Genomic DNA, 15,191 nt, shown 5'->3' with positions numbered 1-15,191 from the left:
CTCGACTACTGCTGCCGGGAGTGTCCAAATCGGCCATACTGGTCTGCATGGCGGAAACGAGTGCGATCGACGAGGCCGAGAGAGCTGGGACAAGCCTGCCCGCGGTACCCCAGCCACTGCTGACGCCGCTCACGGAGGCTGCGATCTTCCTGGTTTTCACCATCGACGAGGGTGGTGAGCAGGCAGTTCACGACGTTCTGGCTGATATCTCGGGGCTGCAGCGATCCATCGGATTCCGGGTTCCCGCAGGTGGCTTGGCCACCGTGGTCGGCATCGGTTCGGATGCCTGGGACCGATTGTTCGAGGGCCCGCGACCTGCGGAACTGCATCCGTTTGTCGAGCTGACCGGTGACAAACACCACGCTCCCCGCACGCCGGGTGACCTGCTGTTCCACATCCGGGCCCGTCAGATGGATCTGTGCTTCGAGTTCGCTTCGGTTGTGACGACGAGGTTGGCCGGGGCGGCTTCCGTGGTCGACGAGGTGCACGGATTCAAGTATTTCGAGCAGCGCGATCTGATGGGGTTCGTGGACGGCACCGAGAACCCGTCCGGACAAGCGGCATATGTCGCGGTCACAGTCGGCGACGAGGATCCGGAGTTCGCGGGCAGCAGCTACGTCATCGTCCAGAAGTATCTCCACGACATGTCGGAGTGGAACGCTCTGCCCGTCGAAGAGCAGGAGAACGTCATCGGACGCTCCAAGCTCGAAGACCTCGAGATGGACGACGACACCAAGCCTTCCAACGCTCACACCGCACTCACCGTCATCGAGGACGAATCTGGCGAGCAGATCCAGATTCTGCGTGACAACATGCCGTTCGGCCATGTCGGCTCGGCGGAGATGGGCACCTACTTCATCGGTTACTCGGCATCGCCGACGGTCACCGAGCAGATGCTCCGCAACATGTTCATCGGGAATCCCGTCGGCAACTACGACCGCATTCTCGATTTCTCGACCGCCGTCACCGGTATCAATTTCTTCGTTCCGACGGCGGATTTTCTCGATGATCCCCCGGACGTGCCGGCCAGGCTCGTCCCCGAAGCGACGTTCACAAAGCCCATCTCTGACGGTTCTCTCGGAATCGGCAGTCTCAAAAGGAGTGCCCAGCAATGACAAACCTGCACCGCGACCTAGCACCCATTTCGGCAGCAGCGTGGGCCGAGATCGAAGAAGAGGCCAGCCGCACCTTCAAGCGTCACGTTGCCGGCCGCCGGGTTGTCGACGTCGAGGGTCCGTCGGGCGACGATCTTGCCTGTGTTGCGTTGGGGCATCAGGTTCCGATCAGTTCACTCGCGGACGGGGTGATCGCACATGCTCGTCAGTCGCAGCCGATCATCGAACTGAGGGTGCCGTTCACCGTCAGCCGCCAGGCAATCGACGACGTCGAGCGCGGCGCAAAGGATTCCGATTGGCAGCCGGTCAAGGACGCGGCTCAGAAGATCGCCTTTGCCGAGGATCGTGCCGTGTTCGAGGGATACCCGGCGGCAAATATCACGGGTGTGCGCGCGAGTGGTTCCAACCCTGAACTGAAGCTGCCTGCCGACGCCAAGGATTACCCCGAGGCCATCAGCCAGGCTCTCACGGCGTTGCGTCTGGCCGGTGTCAACGGCCCGTATTCGTTGCTGCTCAACGCAGATGCGTTCACTCAGATCAATGAAACCTCCGACCACGGCTACCCGATTCGCGAGCACATCAGGCGGGTGCTCGACGGCGACATCATCTGGGCTCCGGCTATCGACGGTGCGTTCCTGATGTCCACGCGCGGTGGCGATTACGAGTTGCACATCGGGCAGGATCTGTCGATCGGTTATCTGTCGCATGATGCCGAATCGGTGGAACTGTACTTCCAGGAGTCGATGACATTCCTCATGTACACCAGTGAAGCCGTTGTCTCACTGACGTAACCGTCGATACTGAACTGGTAACCGTCGATACCAGGGCCGGCGCGGCAGTTCGCCGCTGTCCTGCAGGTGGGCGACAAACGCTTGGGCGTCGGCATGTGACGACGTCTTCGGTCGCCCGACGGCCCAGGCCGTGAACAACTCGAGATATCGATCGCCAAGGGTGTGGCGCACCATCGGAAGGTGGTGCGCCACTTCTCCGGCGCGCTTGCGAATCAGGGCCACCGACGCGACAGTGGTGTCCGCTGCATTGAATCCCGGCGGTAATTCACCGCCCGCGACCAACGCCCGTATCAGGGCCTCTTGACGTGCTCCGAGGCTGCTCATGTGCGTGACCACTCGGTATTCGCGGTGATACGACGCAGTCCTGCAGCATCGGCTATGGCATCGAGTTCGCCCAGAAGTTCGTGCGCTGGTGGGTAATTACCGTCCCGCTCGAGCATGATCGCGGGATGGTGCCCTGCCGCGGTGAATTGCTCGAGCAGTTCCACGACCTGCCGGGGAACGGGATCGGTGTGGGTGTCGTGGTACTTGCCGTCGTGCACGCTGCCACCGGCGATATGGCAATACGCAATGTGTTCCAGGGGTAGTCGGCACAATTCGGTCCATGCATCCAGGCCACGGTTGAGCGCATTCGCGTAGACATTCGCGATGTCGAGTACCAACCGAACCTCGGTGCGTTCGATCAGTTCCGACAGAAACTCACCCTCGGTGAGTTCGTCGTCCGGCCAGTCGAAGAGAGCCGCGATGTTCTCCACCGCGAGGGGTACGGGAAGACTCTCCTGGACGTGGGTGATGTTGCGCGTCAGGACATCCAGAGCCTCGTAGGTCCGGGGAACCGGCAACAGGTGCCTCGCTTCGATGCCGCCGGCGCGGACAAACGCGATGTGCTCACTGACCATCGGCACGCCGCGCAGCCCGGCTACCTGGGCCAGGTGCTCGACGCGCCGAGGATCGAGCGAGTCCGCGCCACCCAGCGACAGGGAAATGCCGTGTGGGATAACCGGAACGGTTAGCCGTTCCAGTTCGGCCGGCAGTGAACTGCCGAGGGATTCCGCAATCACCTCACAGAACGCGAGGCCGTCCAGCTGAGCGATGATCCCTGAGATCTCGGGGCGCCATCCGATTCCCAGGCCCTGGAGAGTCATCCCCCGCACCCTCCGCCACCACCACATCCGCCACCGCCACCGCCACAACTACTTCCGCTGCCGTCGCCGCCTCCACTGCTCCCTCCGTCGGCGCCGATTCCCGCTGCGGACGCCAGCGCCGGATTGATCATCAGGAACGCCGATCCGGCGAAGAGAGCCGCGGACATGCCGGCCAATCGTGGTCCGTAGGCGGAGAACGCGGGGTTGTTGCGTGGAGCGAGGTAGTCGTGAGACTTCGTCAACGCAGACCGCGCCGCGTTGCCTGATGCTGTGCGATCGAACGTCAATCCGAGGACGGGGATCATGAAGCCTGTGGCGATCACAGCGAGAAGCAGGAACTCGAAAGGCTTGTCGCCCACCACCCCGAACACGATTCTCACGACTCCGACTGCCACCAGGATTTTCAGGGGAAGAGTGGCGAACCAGATCGACCGCCGCGTACTAGGTGCCGTCAGATATCCCTTGTCCACCAGTGAGTTCCGCAGCTGAGCCGATTCCACGGTCATTCGCTCGGCGAGTTGGCGTCGACGGTGGGGTGAGGCGTGCTCAGCCAACTTGTCGTAGACCGTGCGGGTGTACCAATCGAGTGTCGCGTCACCTGGTCCCAGCGGCCGTAGAATCGCGCCGTCGATCGTGATCAGATCGGCGCCGCGCAGGATTGCCAACGATGCTGCGATAGCGCGGGCCTCACCCGTGAGCATGCCGACTTCGGGTGGGGTGAGCTGATCGATGAAGTCGACGGGGACCTGGCGTGCTCGAAGCGTCAAGCGCCACAAGACGGTCAGAATGACCAGCGTAATAGCGACAATGATGTAGCCGTACAGGAATTCTCGGCTGGGAATTCCCCAGGTGTCGGCGGCGTAGGCGTTCATCCTCCGCACCCCCCGCCTCCACAACTGCTGCTGCTACCGCCACCATCCGAACCCGAGAACGAGCCGCAACTGTGGGAACTCGAGCCTCCACCGCCGGGGCTGTACGCCGCGCCGGCAGCCACAGCTCCTGCCAAAGCTGGATCAACCAGAACCAGTGCGCCGGAACCGAACAGGGCTGCCGACAACCCGGCGAGAGATGGCCCGTAGCTGGTGAACGACGGCCGCAGTTTGGGTGAGAGGTACGAGTTCTCATGCTTGAGTCGACGCAGTTCGCTTTCACCCAACGCAGTGCGTCGACGATTGATGCGTAGCAACGGAATCAACGCTGCCAACACGATGATCGTCAGAAGCAGGAATCCGACGGGCTTACCGCCGGCCACGCCGAAGATCAACCGAACCACACCGAGGCCGATGACTGCGACCAGAGGGGTGGTCCGCAAGAGTGCGTCGACGCCCTGCTGCGGGCGCTGAAGGTAGCCCCCGTCGATCAGTCCAGTACGGAGTTGGGCTAGCGCGACATTCATCCGCCCGAGCAGGCGCACTTGACGTAGCGGTACTGTGCCGCTGCCGAGCCGCTTGTGGAGAGTGCGGGTGAACCAGTCCAGGCGGCCCTTGTCCTCCTTGGTCAGGACTCGTGCGGCTTTCCCGGCGGTGGTGATGAGATCGGCGCTGCGCAGTATTGCCATCGAGGCGAGGATGGCCTGGTAGTCGCTCGTCAGGGCACCGACTTCGGGGGGCGTCAGTGGCCGTCGAACCGCGTCGACAACTGTTGGTGACCGGCGTGCTGCCGTTCGGCTGTAGAGAGACAGTCCAACAGCGACTGCAGCGGCTACGAGGTACCACTGCAGGAAGGTCTGGCTGGGAATTCCCCAGGTGTCGGCTGTGTAGGTGCTCATCCTCCCCACCCCCCGCTGTCGGTCAGGATGCCCATTTCAGCAGGCGTCAGGGGGCGGGCGATCGCCAACGCGCCGTGGGTGGCGGCGACGTATCGCGCGCGGCAAGGTTCAGTGGAAAATTCCCACTTGTCCGTATGATTATTCATTGCGCTCCACCTTTCAACGTCCTTGTCCTACAACTGATGTCAGTATCGGGGCGCGTTGCGAGAAAGCGATATCCAGGGGTCGATCGTCACCATTCTGTTACCGTCGAACAGGAGTTTTACCGGCCGGTAGGTCGGAGAACTACCTCCGTCGGATGAGCGTCGGCGGGAGTTTCGACGGCAGTGCGCACCGCACGTGCCACAGTGGAGGCCTTCAGGAAGCTGCTCGGTTCGTAGTTTCCGCCCTCCCCGGCAACAATCTCGCGCTGCATATCGGTGTCGATTCTGCCCGGGTGGATGGACGTCACGCGCAACGACGGTTCCTCGAGCCGCAATGCGTCGCCGAACGCCCGGAGTGCAAACTTGCTGGCTGCGTACGATCCCCAGCCGGCATTGGCGCGCAGTCCGGCGCCGGAGTTGATCAGCACGACGTGACCGCCGGCGGCACGGAGAGCGGGAAGGAGTACGCGAGTCAGTTCGGCTACGGCGATGACATTGGCCTCGAATGTGCGCCGCCACTGATCGACCGAGGATTCCTCGATGGTCCCGAGATCCGCGATACCGGCATTGTGGACCAGGACATTCAGCTTGTTGACGGGAACGGATGCGGCGACGGCGTCGTAATCGGTGAGGTCGACGGGCCACGATGTGGAACCGGGCAGTTCGGCGGTGATCGCCTCGAGGGAAGCCGCAGAACGGGCGCCGAGCACCAGGTCGTGGGTCGGTGCGAGTTCGCGCGCTATCGCAGCTCCGAGGCCGCGGCTGGAACCGGTGATCAAGGCAGTAGGACGCATGGGCTGAGCTTAACGACCCATGATTGTTCGGCTACCCGAACTTGTGTATTTGATAGCCCTGACATTAGAGTTTTACTATGACGACTCGCGACGCGAAAAACTACCGCCGCCTGGGGATTGTTGCTCTGGCGGCAGTGTTCCTCGCTGGATGCTCTGCGGTGAACTCTGCCGACGATGACCGCCCGGTAGTACTGACGACGTTCACCGTCCTCTCGGACATCGCGCAGAACGTCGCGGGCGACAATCTTCGCGTCGAGTCGATCACCAAGGCCGGAGCCGAGATCCACGGATACGAACCGACTCCCGGTGACATTCGTCGTGCCAACGAGGCCGATTTGATCCTCGACAACGGCATGAATCTCGAAGCGTGGTTCGCCAAGTTCGTAGACGGCCTCGACGTGCCGCACGTCGTGGTGAGTGAGGGCGTCGAGGGCATTCCCATCGCTGGTGACGCCTATGAGGGCAAGCCCAATCCGCATGCGTGGATGTCGCCGTTGAACACACAGATCTACGTCGACAACATGGTGGCCGCGTTCAGCGATCTTGATCCGGATAATGCAGCAGCATTTGCCGAGAACGGGGCGAAGTACAAGGCGGAACTCCAATCGGTGCAGGATCGGCTGGTCAGCGGACTGGCAACGCTGCCTGCCGGTCAACGCGCGCTGGTGAGCTGTGAGGGCGCGTTCTCCTACCTCACCCGAGATGCCGGGCTCAGTGAGGCGTACATCTGGCCCGTCAACGCCGAGCAGCAAGCCACCCCGCAACAGATCATTGCGGCCATCGACTTCGTCCGGGCCAACGCAGTTCCCGCGGTGTTCTGCGAGTCGACGGTCTCGGATGCCCCGATGCAGCAGGTTGTCGGCGCAACGGGAGCGAAATTCGGCGGCACTCTGTACGTCGACTCGTTGTCCGAAGCAGACGGCCCCGTGCCCACGTACCTGGACATGATTCGTCACGACACCGACGTCATCCTCGGCGGACTCACCGGAGGCACATCATGAGCGAAGCGATCCGCGTCGAGAACGTCAGCGTCCACTACGGCGACGTGCATGCGCTCGAGCACGTTGACCTGACGCTGAACTCGGGCAGCGTGTGTGGCCTGATCGGGATGAACGGCTCGGGAAAGTCGACGTTGTTCAAGGTGATCATGGGAATGATCAAGCCGGACAGCGGGTCTGTGCGTATCGCCGGCATCGAGGCGGTGGTGGCCCGAAAGAAGGGGTATGTCGGATACGTTCCGCAGAGCGAGGACGTCGACTGGAGTTTTCCGATCAGTGTTCGGGACGTGGTGATGATGGGCCGGTACGGGCACATGGGGTTCACCCGGCGTCCACGACGCGCTGATCGAGATGCTGTTGCCCATGCTCTGGAGCGAGTGCAACTGACAGAATTCGCGGACCGCCAGATCGGGCAGCTGTCCGGTGGTCAGAAGAAGCGCGCGTTTGTTGCGCGCGGTATTGCGCAGGACGCGTCGATCCTGTTGCTCGACGAGCCTTTTGCGGGCGTCGACAAGCGTTCCGAGGCAACTATTTCCACACTTCTTCGGGAACTGGCGGCCGACGGACGGTCGATTCTGGTCTCGACGCATGACCTCCACGCGGTTCCGAAACTGTGTGACGAAGCGGTACTTCTCATGCGGAAGGTACTGGTCCATTCCGACCCCGATACCGTGCTTCGGCCGGAGAACCTTGCCCTCGCCTTCGGCCTCGACGTGATGGACAGGACCTGATCGATGAACATCGTGGAACTACTTCTCGATCCGCTCGAATACGGATTCATGGTGCGCGCCTTGGCTGTTGCCGTGGTCGCCGCGGTGGTGTGCGGCGTGCTCAGCTGCTGGTTGGTGCTCATCGGGTGGTCGCTCATGGGTGATGCCGTGTCCCACGCCGTCCTGCCGGGAGTGGTGCTGGCTTACGTCGTCGGAGCACCGTTTGCCATCGGCGCTCTGATCTTCGGGCTGATCGCCGTCGCGTTGATCGGATTGATACGCAACACGAGTCGCGTCAAGGAGGACGCCGCGATCGGGATCGTCTTCACCACACTCTTTGCCTTCGGGTTGGTGTTGATCTCGGTCACGCCGAGCCAGACCGACCTCAATCACATCATCTTCGGTAACTTGCTCGGCGTGAGTTCGTCGGATCTTCTGCAGGTGGCAGTGCTCGGTGCTGTGGCCCTTGGCGTACTACTGGTCAAGCGCCGCGATCTCACGCTGTTTGCCTTCGATCCCGTCCACGCCAACGCAATCGGGCTCTCCCCCAAGCGGCTTAGTGCGTTGCTGTTGGGAGTTCTCGCGCTCACCGCCGTGGTCGCGCTGCAGGCCGTCGGGGTCGTGCTGGTGGTTGCCATGCTGATCATTCCCGGTGCAACGGCTTACCTTCTGACCGACAGGTTTTCGCGGATGTTGATGATCGCGCCCGCCATATCGGCAGCATGCGCGATCACCGGCATCTACATCAGTTACTACCTCGACACTGCGTCCGGCGGCATGGTGGTGATGACGCAAGGGATCGTCTTCACTCTGGTCTATCTGTTCAGCCCCAGTCACGGGGTTCTGGCCAAGTGGATTGTGCAGCGGCGCAGACGATCGCTCAGTGCGCCTGCAGGCGCCCGTCAATCATCTCCAGAACTCGATCGCAGTGACGAAGCACTTCGTGATCGTGGGTGACCATGACGGTGGCGACGCCGCTCGAGTGAGTTTCGCGGGCAAGTAGTTCGACGATGTCGTGGCTGCGTTGCCGGTCGAGCGCTGCGGTGGGCTCGTCCACCAGCAGTACGGAAGGATCGCTGATCAGAGCGCGCGCAATGCCCACTCGTTGACGCTCACCACCGGACAGCTGACCCGGTCGTCTGCTGGCGCGGTGGGTCATCCCGACGGCCTCGAGCAATTCTGCCGGTGTTTTCGATCCCTTTCGGCCGGTGATCTTCTCGACCAGACGCAACTGATCGGTCGCGCTCAACGCCGGAATGAGATTGCCGGACTGGAACACGAATCCGATGTTGTCGCGGCGAAACTCGGCCAGTTTCTTCTTGGACAGGCCGGTAATGGTGGTGCCGTTCACGGTCACGGTGCCGCCCGTCGGGGTTGTCAGTCCACCGGCAACGGCAAGCAGACTGGATTTTCCGGCACCGGACGGGCCGACGACGGCTACGATCTCGCCGGGCAACACACTCAGGTCGACATTGTCGAGTGCGGTGACGTTGTTGTCGCCGTCGCCGAAACAGAGCTGCGCCGCAGCAAGATTCAATCCGAGCGTGGCAGTTGTAACGGTCATCGGTTTTCTCCTAGCGCGGCAAGGGGGTCCACAGACGAGATGCGGGCGATGGCAACAACGGCTCCGGCAAGACCGAGGACGGTGAGCAGTGCTGCACCGCTGACGACGGGGCCCGCCTCGAGAGCAAACGGCATCCCGGATCCGGTGAGTAGGCTACCGAGACCCAAACCTACGGCCACACCGGTCAATACGGATGCAACGAGGACGATCACAGCCTGCATCAGACCGTCGCGCAGCAGAAATCCGGTGGACGCTCCCATGGCGCGCATGACTGCGATTTCGCGGCTGCGCTGCACCGTCCAGATGGTGAAGAACGCACCGACCACCAAGGCTGATATTGCGTACAGGAAGGCCTTGATCATCGTCATCGTCATCATCTCGGCGCTGTAACCCGGTGAGGATTCGAAAGATTCAGTCAACGTCTTCGATGCGGTTCCGGCAGCAGCGTCGCCGGCACTCAGATCGGGAAGTGCACCGTCGACGCCTTGGATGGCGATAACACTGCCCTCGTTGTAGGCGTCGGCGCGCGGTGCCTCACCGGCCTTGGTGCCGGCATGGATCTGTTGCCAGGTGTTCAGCGGAACATACGCAACGTCGACGTGGCCGAAAGTTCTTTGGTCACTGGTGAATCCGACAACTGTTAGATCCGTTCCGAGGCGGTCGACGGTGACTGTATCGCCGAGATTCACACCCTCGTCGCGGGCGGTGTTGCTGACGATGACGGTGTTCTCGCCGCTCAGCGCGGTACCTTCTGCGGCCGCAGGTTCGAGGAACGAGCCAGGCTCGATCCCGAAAAGTGTGAGGTCGACGGGGGTGCCGTTCTGGGTTTTTGCATTCACGATCATGTTTCCGAACAGGGCTGCATTGGCTACGTCGGGACGCTCACGCCAGGCTTGGGCCTGCTCTTCGGTGACCACCGAACGGCTGAATGCGGAATCGGATTTGGTGCCTTCGGCAAAAGCAAAGGCTTGTGCCGGTGTGCGTTGCAGGCCCGATACGCCGTCGTTGACGAGGCCGGAAGACAGTCCGGCCATGATCACCATCAGGATCGAGATGAGGGCGATCACGGCGCCCATCAGCAAAAATCGAGTTCGCGCGAACACGAGTTCGCGCACGGCCAGAAACATGACGCCTCCGAAGTGTGTCGGCGACCTGGCCGACGGTTGTACGACAATTACGACGCTGTAGCTATTACGACACTGTGTCGTAATCATACCGACGCCCTGTCGGGAACATGTCGACAGGGTGTCGGTAAGTGTCGTTATCTACGTCAGATCAGCGCATACACCGTCGCCGGCGACCCGGAACCGCCACGATTGACAGTGCCTCCCACAAGCACATGCGCACCCGTGGTGGGGAGGGCACTCAGGTTGGCAAGATTCTCCAGACTGATGCGATGGGCGCCGTACAGCAGGGTGGATACGGCGTAGCTGTCGTCGCTCCCGGCGTCGGGTCCGAAGGTGTCGGTACCCAGGGCGCCTCGTCGGCCCAACCGTCCGGAATCGAGGAGCCACCGAACTGCGTCGACGCCAAAGCCCGGCTGATGAATACCGGAGGCGTCGATGTTCGCGTACAGATCTGTGCCCCAACGGGATTCCCAGCCGGTCCACAAGATCACCGCAGCGCCGTCCGGTATCCGCCCGTGCCTCGATTCCCAGTCGACCAGATCGTCGACCCTGAGAATGTAGTCGGAATTCCGGGCAGACTTCTCCCGGATGTCGATTTTCACTGCGGGTAAGTACAGGTCGGCAGGATCCAGTTGATCCGCGGTCAGGCCGCCGAGTTCAAAATGTGCCGGTGCGCCCCAATGGGTTCCGGTGTGTTCACCCTGCTTGACGTACTGCAGGTAATAGCCGTCAGCTTCGACGGTGGTGGCCGTCTCGAGGGCGAACTCCGGGTCGCCGGGAAAGATCGGCGTGGATGCAGGGTCGTTGACATGTGAGAGCGAGACGATGCGATGCGGTGTTCCAAAGCTGTTGCTTTGCAGCGATTCCCACGAAGACCAGCGGACATTGCGTACCGCGATCACCTGCCCGTTCGGGCGGGTGTCAACGTATTGAGGATATTTCGAAGCCAGGGCGTCGATCGCGCTCTCCGCCTCGTCGGTTCCCGGCTCCAGAATTTCGGCATCACCGTCCGCCCGTACCCACCACAGCTGCGACCAGTCGTCGTCGTAGCGATCGACCAGCAGGCTGACGTGGCCCGTCGCGGCTATGTTCTTCAGCCGGCGAAGTGCGGTTGTGGTTTTCGGTTTGTGGTCGACACACGAGTAGACGGTGTTGCCGACAACAACAAACACGAGCGGCACGATGTGGGGAACACTGTTGGTATCGGCGGTCGCCAGTCGTGCTACTCGTGCTGTGGAGAATCGTGCTTTCGGATCGTCCATATCCACAGCGTAAGTGGATCAGGGGTTGCCGCGAGCCGCTGCTGACGGAACAGTGGACCCATGGAACCGGATGAAGCGCTTCGGGAGATCGCCTACTGGCTCGAACGATCGCGGGCCGAGACGCACCGAGTGAAGGCCTACCGGCGTGCCGCTGAGGTCTTCGCAGGGCTGTCGGACGACGAGAAGGAATCGCGTCGCAAAGCCGACAGTTGGAAAGCCCTCACCGGCATCGGACCCAAAACAGCGACGATCATTGCCCAGTCGTACGACGGTGTTCCCGAGTACCTCGCCGAGTTGCGGGGACAGGCGCAACCTATCGGCGACGGCCCGCTGCGGCAGGCTTTGCGCGGCGATCTGCACACGCACTCCGATTGGTCCGACGGAGGCAGCCCCATCGAGGAAATGATGCGACGGGCTGCCGCGTTGGGCCATGACTACTGCGCGCTCACCGACCACTCACCGCGTCTGACCGTAGCCAACGGGCTGTCTGCGGATCGCCTGCGAGCTCAACTCGACGTCATTGCCGCATTGAATGCGGAACTGGCCCCGTTCCGGATCCTTACGGGTATCGAGGTCGACATCCTCGAAGACGGTTCCCTCGATCAGGACCCGGATCTGCTCGACGAACTCGATATCGTGGTGGCGAGTGTGCATTCCAAACTGCGATCCGAACGCGAGGCCATGACTCGCAGAATGCTTGCCGCGGTGCGTAATCCGCGGGTAGACATTCTCGGCCACTGCACCGGCCGGCTTGTCGAGGGTGGTCGCGGTACTCGTCCCGAATCGCAGTTCGATGCCGAGAGAGTATTCGAAGCCTGCCGCGAATCCGGTACTGCTGTGGAGATCAATTCCCGGCCCGAACGTCGTGATCCACCGTCGCGGTTGATCGAGTTGGCCCTCGATCTCGACTGCATGTTCTCCATCGACACCGACGCTCATGCTCCCGGCCAATTGGCATGGCAGGGCTACGGGTGCGAGCGCGCCGAAAAGTGCGGCGTCGACGCCGATCGGGTGATCAACACGTGGACGGCCGACGCGCTCCTCGAATGGGCTGGCAACTGAGAGGGCTGGAAGGCAGCGGTGGTCCGCTGCGACCGCGCCGAAGACCGAGGGCTCCTACTGCTTTCCATGTTGATTACGACGGCTGATCTCAATCAACTCGGGTCAGGTAGCGGTGGCCGATAAATGAAACGGCGATAGTGATGCACGCACCGATCAACAAGGCGAGCGCAACGTGCAGCAACAGAAGTAGTGCTCCGACAATTGCGCCGACGAAAATGGTGACGATCGCGCCGACGCGCCGATTCCACAACGCGGATCCCGTTCCGAAGAACGTCTCACTTGCAAGCGAGGTCAGGGTCGAAGTGACCACGACCGTGGTCATATCCTTGACCGCGAGAGCCCTTGCTACCGCTGCCTGCTCGCCCATGACCAGTGCAATAACCGCTGCGAAGACGATCTGTTGGACTGCCGACATGGTGTCGCCGACCACGAACATCGATACGGCTAAGCCAAGGAGAACTATTCCACCTGTCGCGAATAGTGCTGTGGTCCGTGTGTGCCATCCTGCAGGCGACCCGCGAAGCAGCAGCCCGCACGTACACGCCCCAAAGGTAAAGGCAATCAGTGCGATTGCTGGCCCCAGTACGGGAAGCTCGTCGGCGCCGGCAACGGCCATACCCAGTATGACGATGTTGCCGGTCATGTTGCCGGTGAACACCCGATCGAGGCCGAGGTATCCGACCGCGTCGACTAGTCCGGTCACGAAGGTCAGGGCCATCATCGTTGCAACGCCGATGCTTTCGTGGTTGAAACTTGCGCTTGCGGTGGTGCCATCGGTGTTTTGCTTGTACGAGATTGTCATGAAGTTTCCTGAGAATACAGCTGAGACCGGGGAGTGTTGTCTCCCCGGCAACAGGAGACGGGTTCAGAATATGAGAACCGAAACAATGGTCATCAGCACGAGTCCTGAACAGACGGGGATGAAGCATTTACGGGCGAGATCGAGGACTGACACTCTGGCGAAACCTGCAACCGCGATAAGTGATGACCAGGCAACGAGAGTTCCCCCGCCAGACCAGATATTGCCCATCTGGCCAATTGCTGCGAGGGTTGCCGGATCCATTCCTACTGCCGGGCCGAGGGCTCCGGCCAATGACCCGGTAAGTGGCAGGCCGCTGAAGCCTGATCCTTCGAGTCCGGCGATCATTCCGATGATCAGGATCGCGAACGATGTGACAAACGGATTCTGCGGTAGATGGGACTGGCCTGCATTCACGAGATCGAAGAGTAGCGTCGGGCCTGCTGTATCGGCTGGTAGAGCAAGTATCTGGGCAGAGAAGTCGCCGTTCCCGATGAAAAAGAATCCTGCGATGGGAAGCACTATCCCCATCGCCTTGAAGGCGAAAACGAGACCGTCGATCAGATGCTCGGAGGTCGTCTCGAAGAATCCTTGCTTGTCATTAGTGGCCGCGGCCGCGAACAGAATGAGCGCGGCGATACCACCGACCATGGCCGCGGCGTCGCCACCCTTGAGGTCCGGGACGATGTCAGTGAATTTGCCGATGAGTAGGTACACAATGAATGCAAGGTAGGCGAGCGGCACCAGAACTGCGAATGTACGTGCGGCCCTGATGCTTTTGAATACGTGGTCGACGGTTGCCTTCATCGACGAGTCATCGGTGTCGACGCGTTCGGCCACCGACACACCGACATTCGCTCCGGCCGTCACCAGAACTTTCGACCCGCCCGCCGCTCCGGTACCAGGCAGGGTTCCGCTCGGTACCGGAGTGCCGCCGGCGGAGTCGCCGTCAGCCTGGGTCGAGCGGCCGTTCTCGTGCTCGGCTCGCGATTCCCATTCCGTGAGAAGTTCGGGCGATGGTGCTCGCATATTGCGGCGCTGCGTCAGCCACGTGATGATCAATGCGGTGAGTCCCACGATCAGTGACATGACAAGAGCGCGGTCGGCAACTACATCTGGATCGACACCGGCGGCAGTTGCGGACAGGCCAGGCGCAACCTTGATGATGTAATCGGCCGAGAGCGCCATTCCCTGCCCACAGATGGCGATCGACATACCGACTGCCATAGGCGAGAGACCCGCGCGGATCGCGACCGGAATCAAGACCGCCCCGATGAGCGGAACCGCCGGTGTGGGCCAGAAGAACAGCGAGATCATGTACGTCACGGCGGCAAGAACGAGAAAACTACTTGTGCCACCGCGCATAACTTTCCGGAACGGCGCAACCATGAGTCGATCGGCGCCCATCTGACGCAACGCTCCGAGCATCGCAGTTACCAGAGCGATGATCAGGAAGATGTTGAACAGTTCTTTGGCGGCGACGAGACTTGCGTTGAAGATTGATGCGAGTCCAGTGACAAGGCTGTCGGAAAAGACGAATGCAGTCAGAAATGTACCCAGTACCGCCGGCACGACTATGTTCTTTCTGAGCATCATTGTGGCCAGGATGACGAGTATGCCCGCGAGGTACACCCAGTGTGCGGCAGTTAGATTTACTTCCACGTTGCGCCCCTTATGAGTTCGTGCCAAAGTCGCGATAACTGATTGAGTGATAGTGCGCGGGGCGGTTTCCAGGGTCAACGGCTAGTCTGCACACTCGAGTCCGATCCTAGATGTGCAGGATGTCCCATATTGCGCAAAACTGCGCGGCGATATGACCGTTGAGTTAAGAATTGTTGCGCGACTGCGCTTTTCGATGACATTCTGGCCATAAAATGTGGGTACCCTAACCTTAGCTGGGCACGTGGTTCCTC

The 15,191-nt window shown here is 61.4% G+C and carries 17 protein-coding genes and 1 pseudogene; 6 read left to right on the top strand and 12 right to left on the bottom strand.

Translation table 11 applies throughout. The features are described 5' to 3' along the window. Positions 1 to 47: 47 nt before the first annotated feature. Together EEB13_RS11565 and EEB13_RS11560 are read left to right on the top strand one after the other, a co-directional pair. On the top strand, positions 48 to 1,115 hold the full coding sequence (locus tag EEB13_RS11565; RefSeq protein WP_095888072.1) for a Dyp-type peroxidase: 1,068 nt from the start codon (positions 48 to 50) through the stop codon (positions 1,113 to 1,115). Next, on the top strand, positions 1,112 to 1,906 hold the full coding sequence (locus tag EEB13_RS11560) for a family 1 encapsulin nanocompartment shell protein (protein ID WP_033235271.1): 795 nt from the start codon (positions 1,112 to 1,114) through the stop codon (positions 1,904 to 1,906). Before EEB13_RS11565 ends, EEB13_RS11560 begins: the two co-directional genes overlap by 4 nt. On the opposite strand, the gene EEB13_RS11555 is transcribed toward EEB13_RS11560, so the two are convergent. The 6 genes from EEB13_RS11555 to EEB13_RS11535 form a co-directional block, all read right to left on the bottom strand. Beyond that, complete coding sequence (locus tag EEB13_RS11555; RefSeq protein WP_095887527.1) at positions 1,895 to 2,230, bottom strand: hypothetical protein; 336 nt, start codon at positions 2,228 to 2,230, stop codon at positions 1,895 to 1,897. The genes EEB13_RS11560 and EEB13_RS11555 overlap by 12 nt on opposite strands. Then, complete coding sequence (locus tag EEB13_RS11550) at positions 2,227 to 3,051, bottom strand: DUF692 domain-containing protein (protein ID WP_141485292.1); 825 nt, start codon at positions 3,049 to 3,051, stop codon at positions 2,227 to 2,229. Before EEB13_RS11550 ends, EEB13_RS11555 begins: the two co-directional genes overlap by 4 nt. After that, positions 3,048 to 3,923 (bottom strand): TIGR04222 domain-containing membrane protein, encoded by an 876-nt coding sequence (locus EEB13_RS11545; protein ID WP_141485291.1) that lies wholly within the window; start codon positions 3,921 to 3,923, stop codon positions 3,048 to 3,050. Before EEB13_RS11545 ends, EEB13_RS11550 begins: the two co-directional genes overlap by 4 nt. Continuing rightward, positions 3,920 to 4,819, bottom strand: a complete 900-nt coding sequence (locus EEB13_RS11540; RefSeq protein ID WP_141485290.1) for a TIGR04222 domain-containing membrane protein — start codon at positions 4,817 to 4,819, stop codon at positions 3,920 to 3,922. The genes EEB13_RS11545 and EEB13_RS11540 overlap by 4 nt, the downstream gene beginning before the upstream one ends. Continuing rightward, a complete protein-coding gene (locus EEB13_RS31490; protein WP_155276689.1) occupies positions 4,816 to 4,965 on the bottom strand; it encodes a hypothetical protein in 150 nt (49 codons plus the stop codon). Before EEB13_RS31490 ends, EEB13_RS11540 begins: the two co-directional genes overlap by 4 nt. A gap of 116 nt (positions 4,966 to 5,081) precedes the next feature. Beyond that, a complete protein-coding gene (locus EEB13_RS11535; protein ID WP_141485289.1) occupies positions 5,082 to 5,756 on the bottom strand; it encodes an SDR family oxidoreductase in 675 nt (224 codons plus the stop codon). A gap of 77 nt (positions 5,757 to 5,833) precedes the next feature. Between EEB13_RS11535 and EEB13_RS11530 the strand changes: the two genes are divergently transcribed. Genes EEB13_RS11530 through EEB13_RS11520 form a run of 3 tightly spaced genes read left to right on the top strand, consistent with a single transcriptional unit; the run spans position 5,834 to position 8,421 of the window. Next, a complete protein-coding gene (locus tag EEB13_RS11530; protein WP_141485288.1) occupies positions 5,834 to 6,757 on the top strand; it encodes a metal ABC transporter substrate-binding protein in 924 nt (307 codons plus the stop codon). Next, on the top strand, positions 6,754 to 7,485 hold the full coding sequence (locus tag EEB13_RS11525; protein WP_033235265.1) for a metal ABC transporter ATP-binding protein: 732 nt from the start codon (positions 6,754 to 6,756) through the stop codon (positions 7,483 to 7,485). Before EEB13_RS11530 ends, EEB13_RS11525 begins: the two co-directional genes overlap by 4 nt. 3 nt (positions 7,486 to 7,488) lie before the next feature. Then, positions 7,489 to 8,421: a metal ABC transporter permease gene (locus EEB13_RS11520; protein WP_218833738.1), complete on the top strand. Its 933-nt coding sequence runs from the start codon at positions 7,489 to 7,491 to the stop codon at positions 8,419 to 8,421. On the opposite strand, the gene EEB13_RS11515 is transcribed toward EEB13_RS11520, so the two are convergent. From EEB13_RS11515 to EEB13_RS31795, 4 genes and pseudogenes are all read right to left on the bottom strand, one after another. Further along, a complete protein-coding gene (locus tag EEB13_RS11515; RefSeq protein WP_141485287.1) occupies positions 8,345 to 9,028 on the bottom strand; it encodes an ABC transporter ATP-binding protein in 684 nt (227 codons plus the stop codon). The genes EEB13_RS11520 and EEB13_RS11515 overlap by 77 nt on opposite strands. Then, a complete protein-coding gene (locus EEB13_RS11510) occupies positions 9,025 to 10,155 on the bottom strand; it encodes an ABC transporter permease (protein ID WP_187328532.1) in 1,131 nt (376 codons plus the stop codon). Before EEB13_RS11510 ends, EEB13_RS11515 begins: the two co-directional genes overlap by 4 nt. 143 nt (positions 10,156 to 10,298) lie before the next feature. Continuing rightward, positions 10,299 to 11,015, bottom strand: coding sequence for a cyclase family protein (locus EEB13_RS11505; RefSeq protein WP_045066818.1), 717 nt, complete (start codon positions 11,013 to 11,015; stop codon positions 10,299 to 10,301). Beyond that, positions 11,016 to 11,417, bottom strand: a pseudogene (locus EEB13_RS31795) (TIGR03668 family PPOX class F420-dependent oxidoreductase); the annotation flags it as partial. A gap of 60 nt (positions 11,418 to 11,477) precedes the next feature. On the opposite strand from EEB13_RS31795, the gene EEB13_RS11500 reads away from it, so the two are divergent. Then, entirely contained in the window at positions 11,478 to 12,479 is a 1,002-nt protein-coding gene (locus EEB13_RS11500; protein WP_092805259.1) for a PHP domain-containing protein, read from the top strand. A gap of 88 nt (positions 12,480 to 12,567) precedes the next feature. On the opposite strand, the gene EEB13_RS11495 is transcribed toward EEB13_RS11500, so the two are convergent. Both EEB13_RS11495 and EEB13_RS11490 read right to left on the bottom strand, forming a co-directional pair. Then, the gene (locus EEB13_RS11495; protein ID WP_261984501.1) at positions 12,568 to 13,281 is read right to left on the bottom strand and encodes a YoaK family protein; all 714 of its coding nucleotides are present in this window, start codon (positions 13,279 to 13,281) and stop codon (positions 12,568 to 12,570) included. A 63-nt stretch (positions 13,282 to 13,344) separates the two neighbouring features. Further along, positions 13,345 to 14,940, bottom strand: a complete 1,596-nt coding sequence (locus EEB13_RS11490) for a hypothetical protein (protein WP_033235261.1) — start codon at positions 14,938 to 14,940, stop codon at positions 13,345 to 13,347. Between the last annotated feature and the right edge of the window lie 251 nt (positions 14,941 to 15,191).

Origin of the sequence: Rhodococcus sp. WS3 (assembly GCF_003797085.1) — a bacterium.
Classification (GTDB): Bacteria; Actinomycetota; Actinomycetes; order Mycobacteriales; family Mycobacteriaceae; genus Rhodococcus_F; species Rhodococcus_F globerula.
The sequence above is the reverse complement of the archived record's forward strand: the minus strand, read 5'-3'. Positions and strand labels throughout refer to the sequence as shown.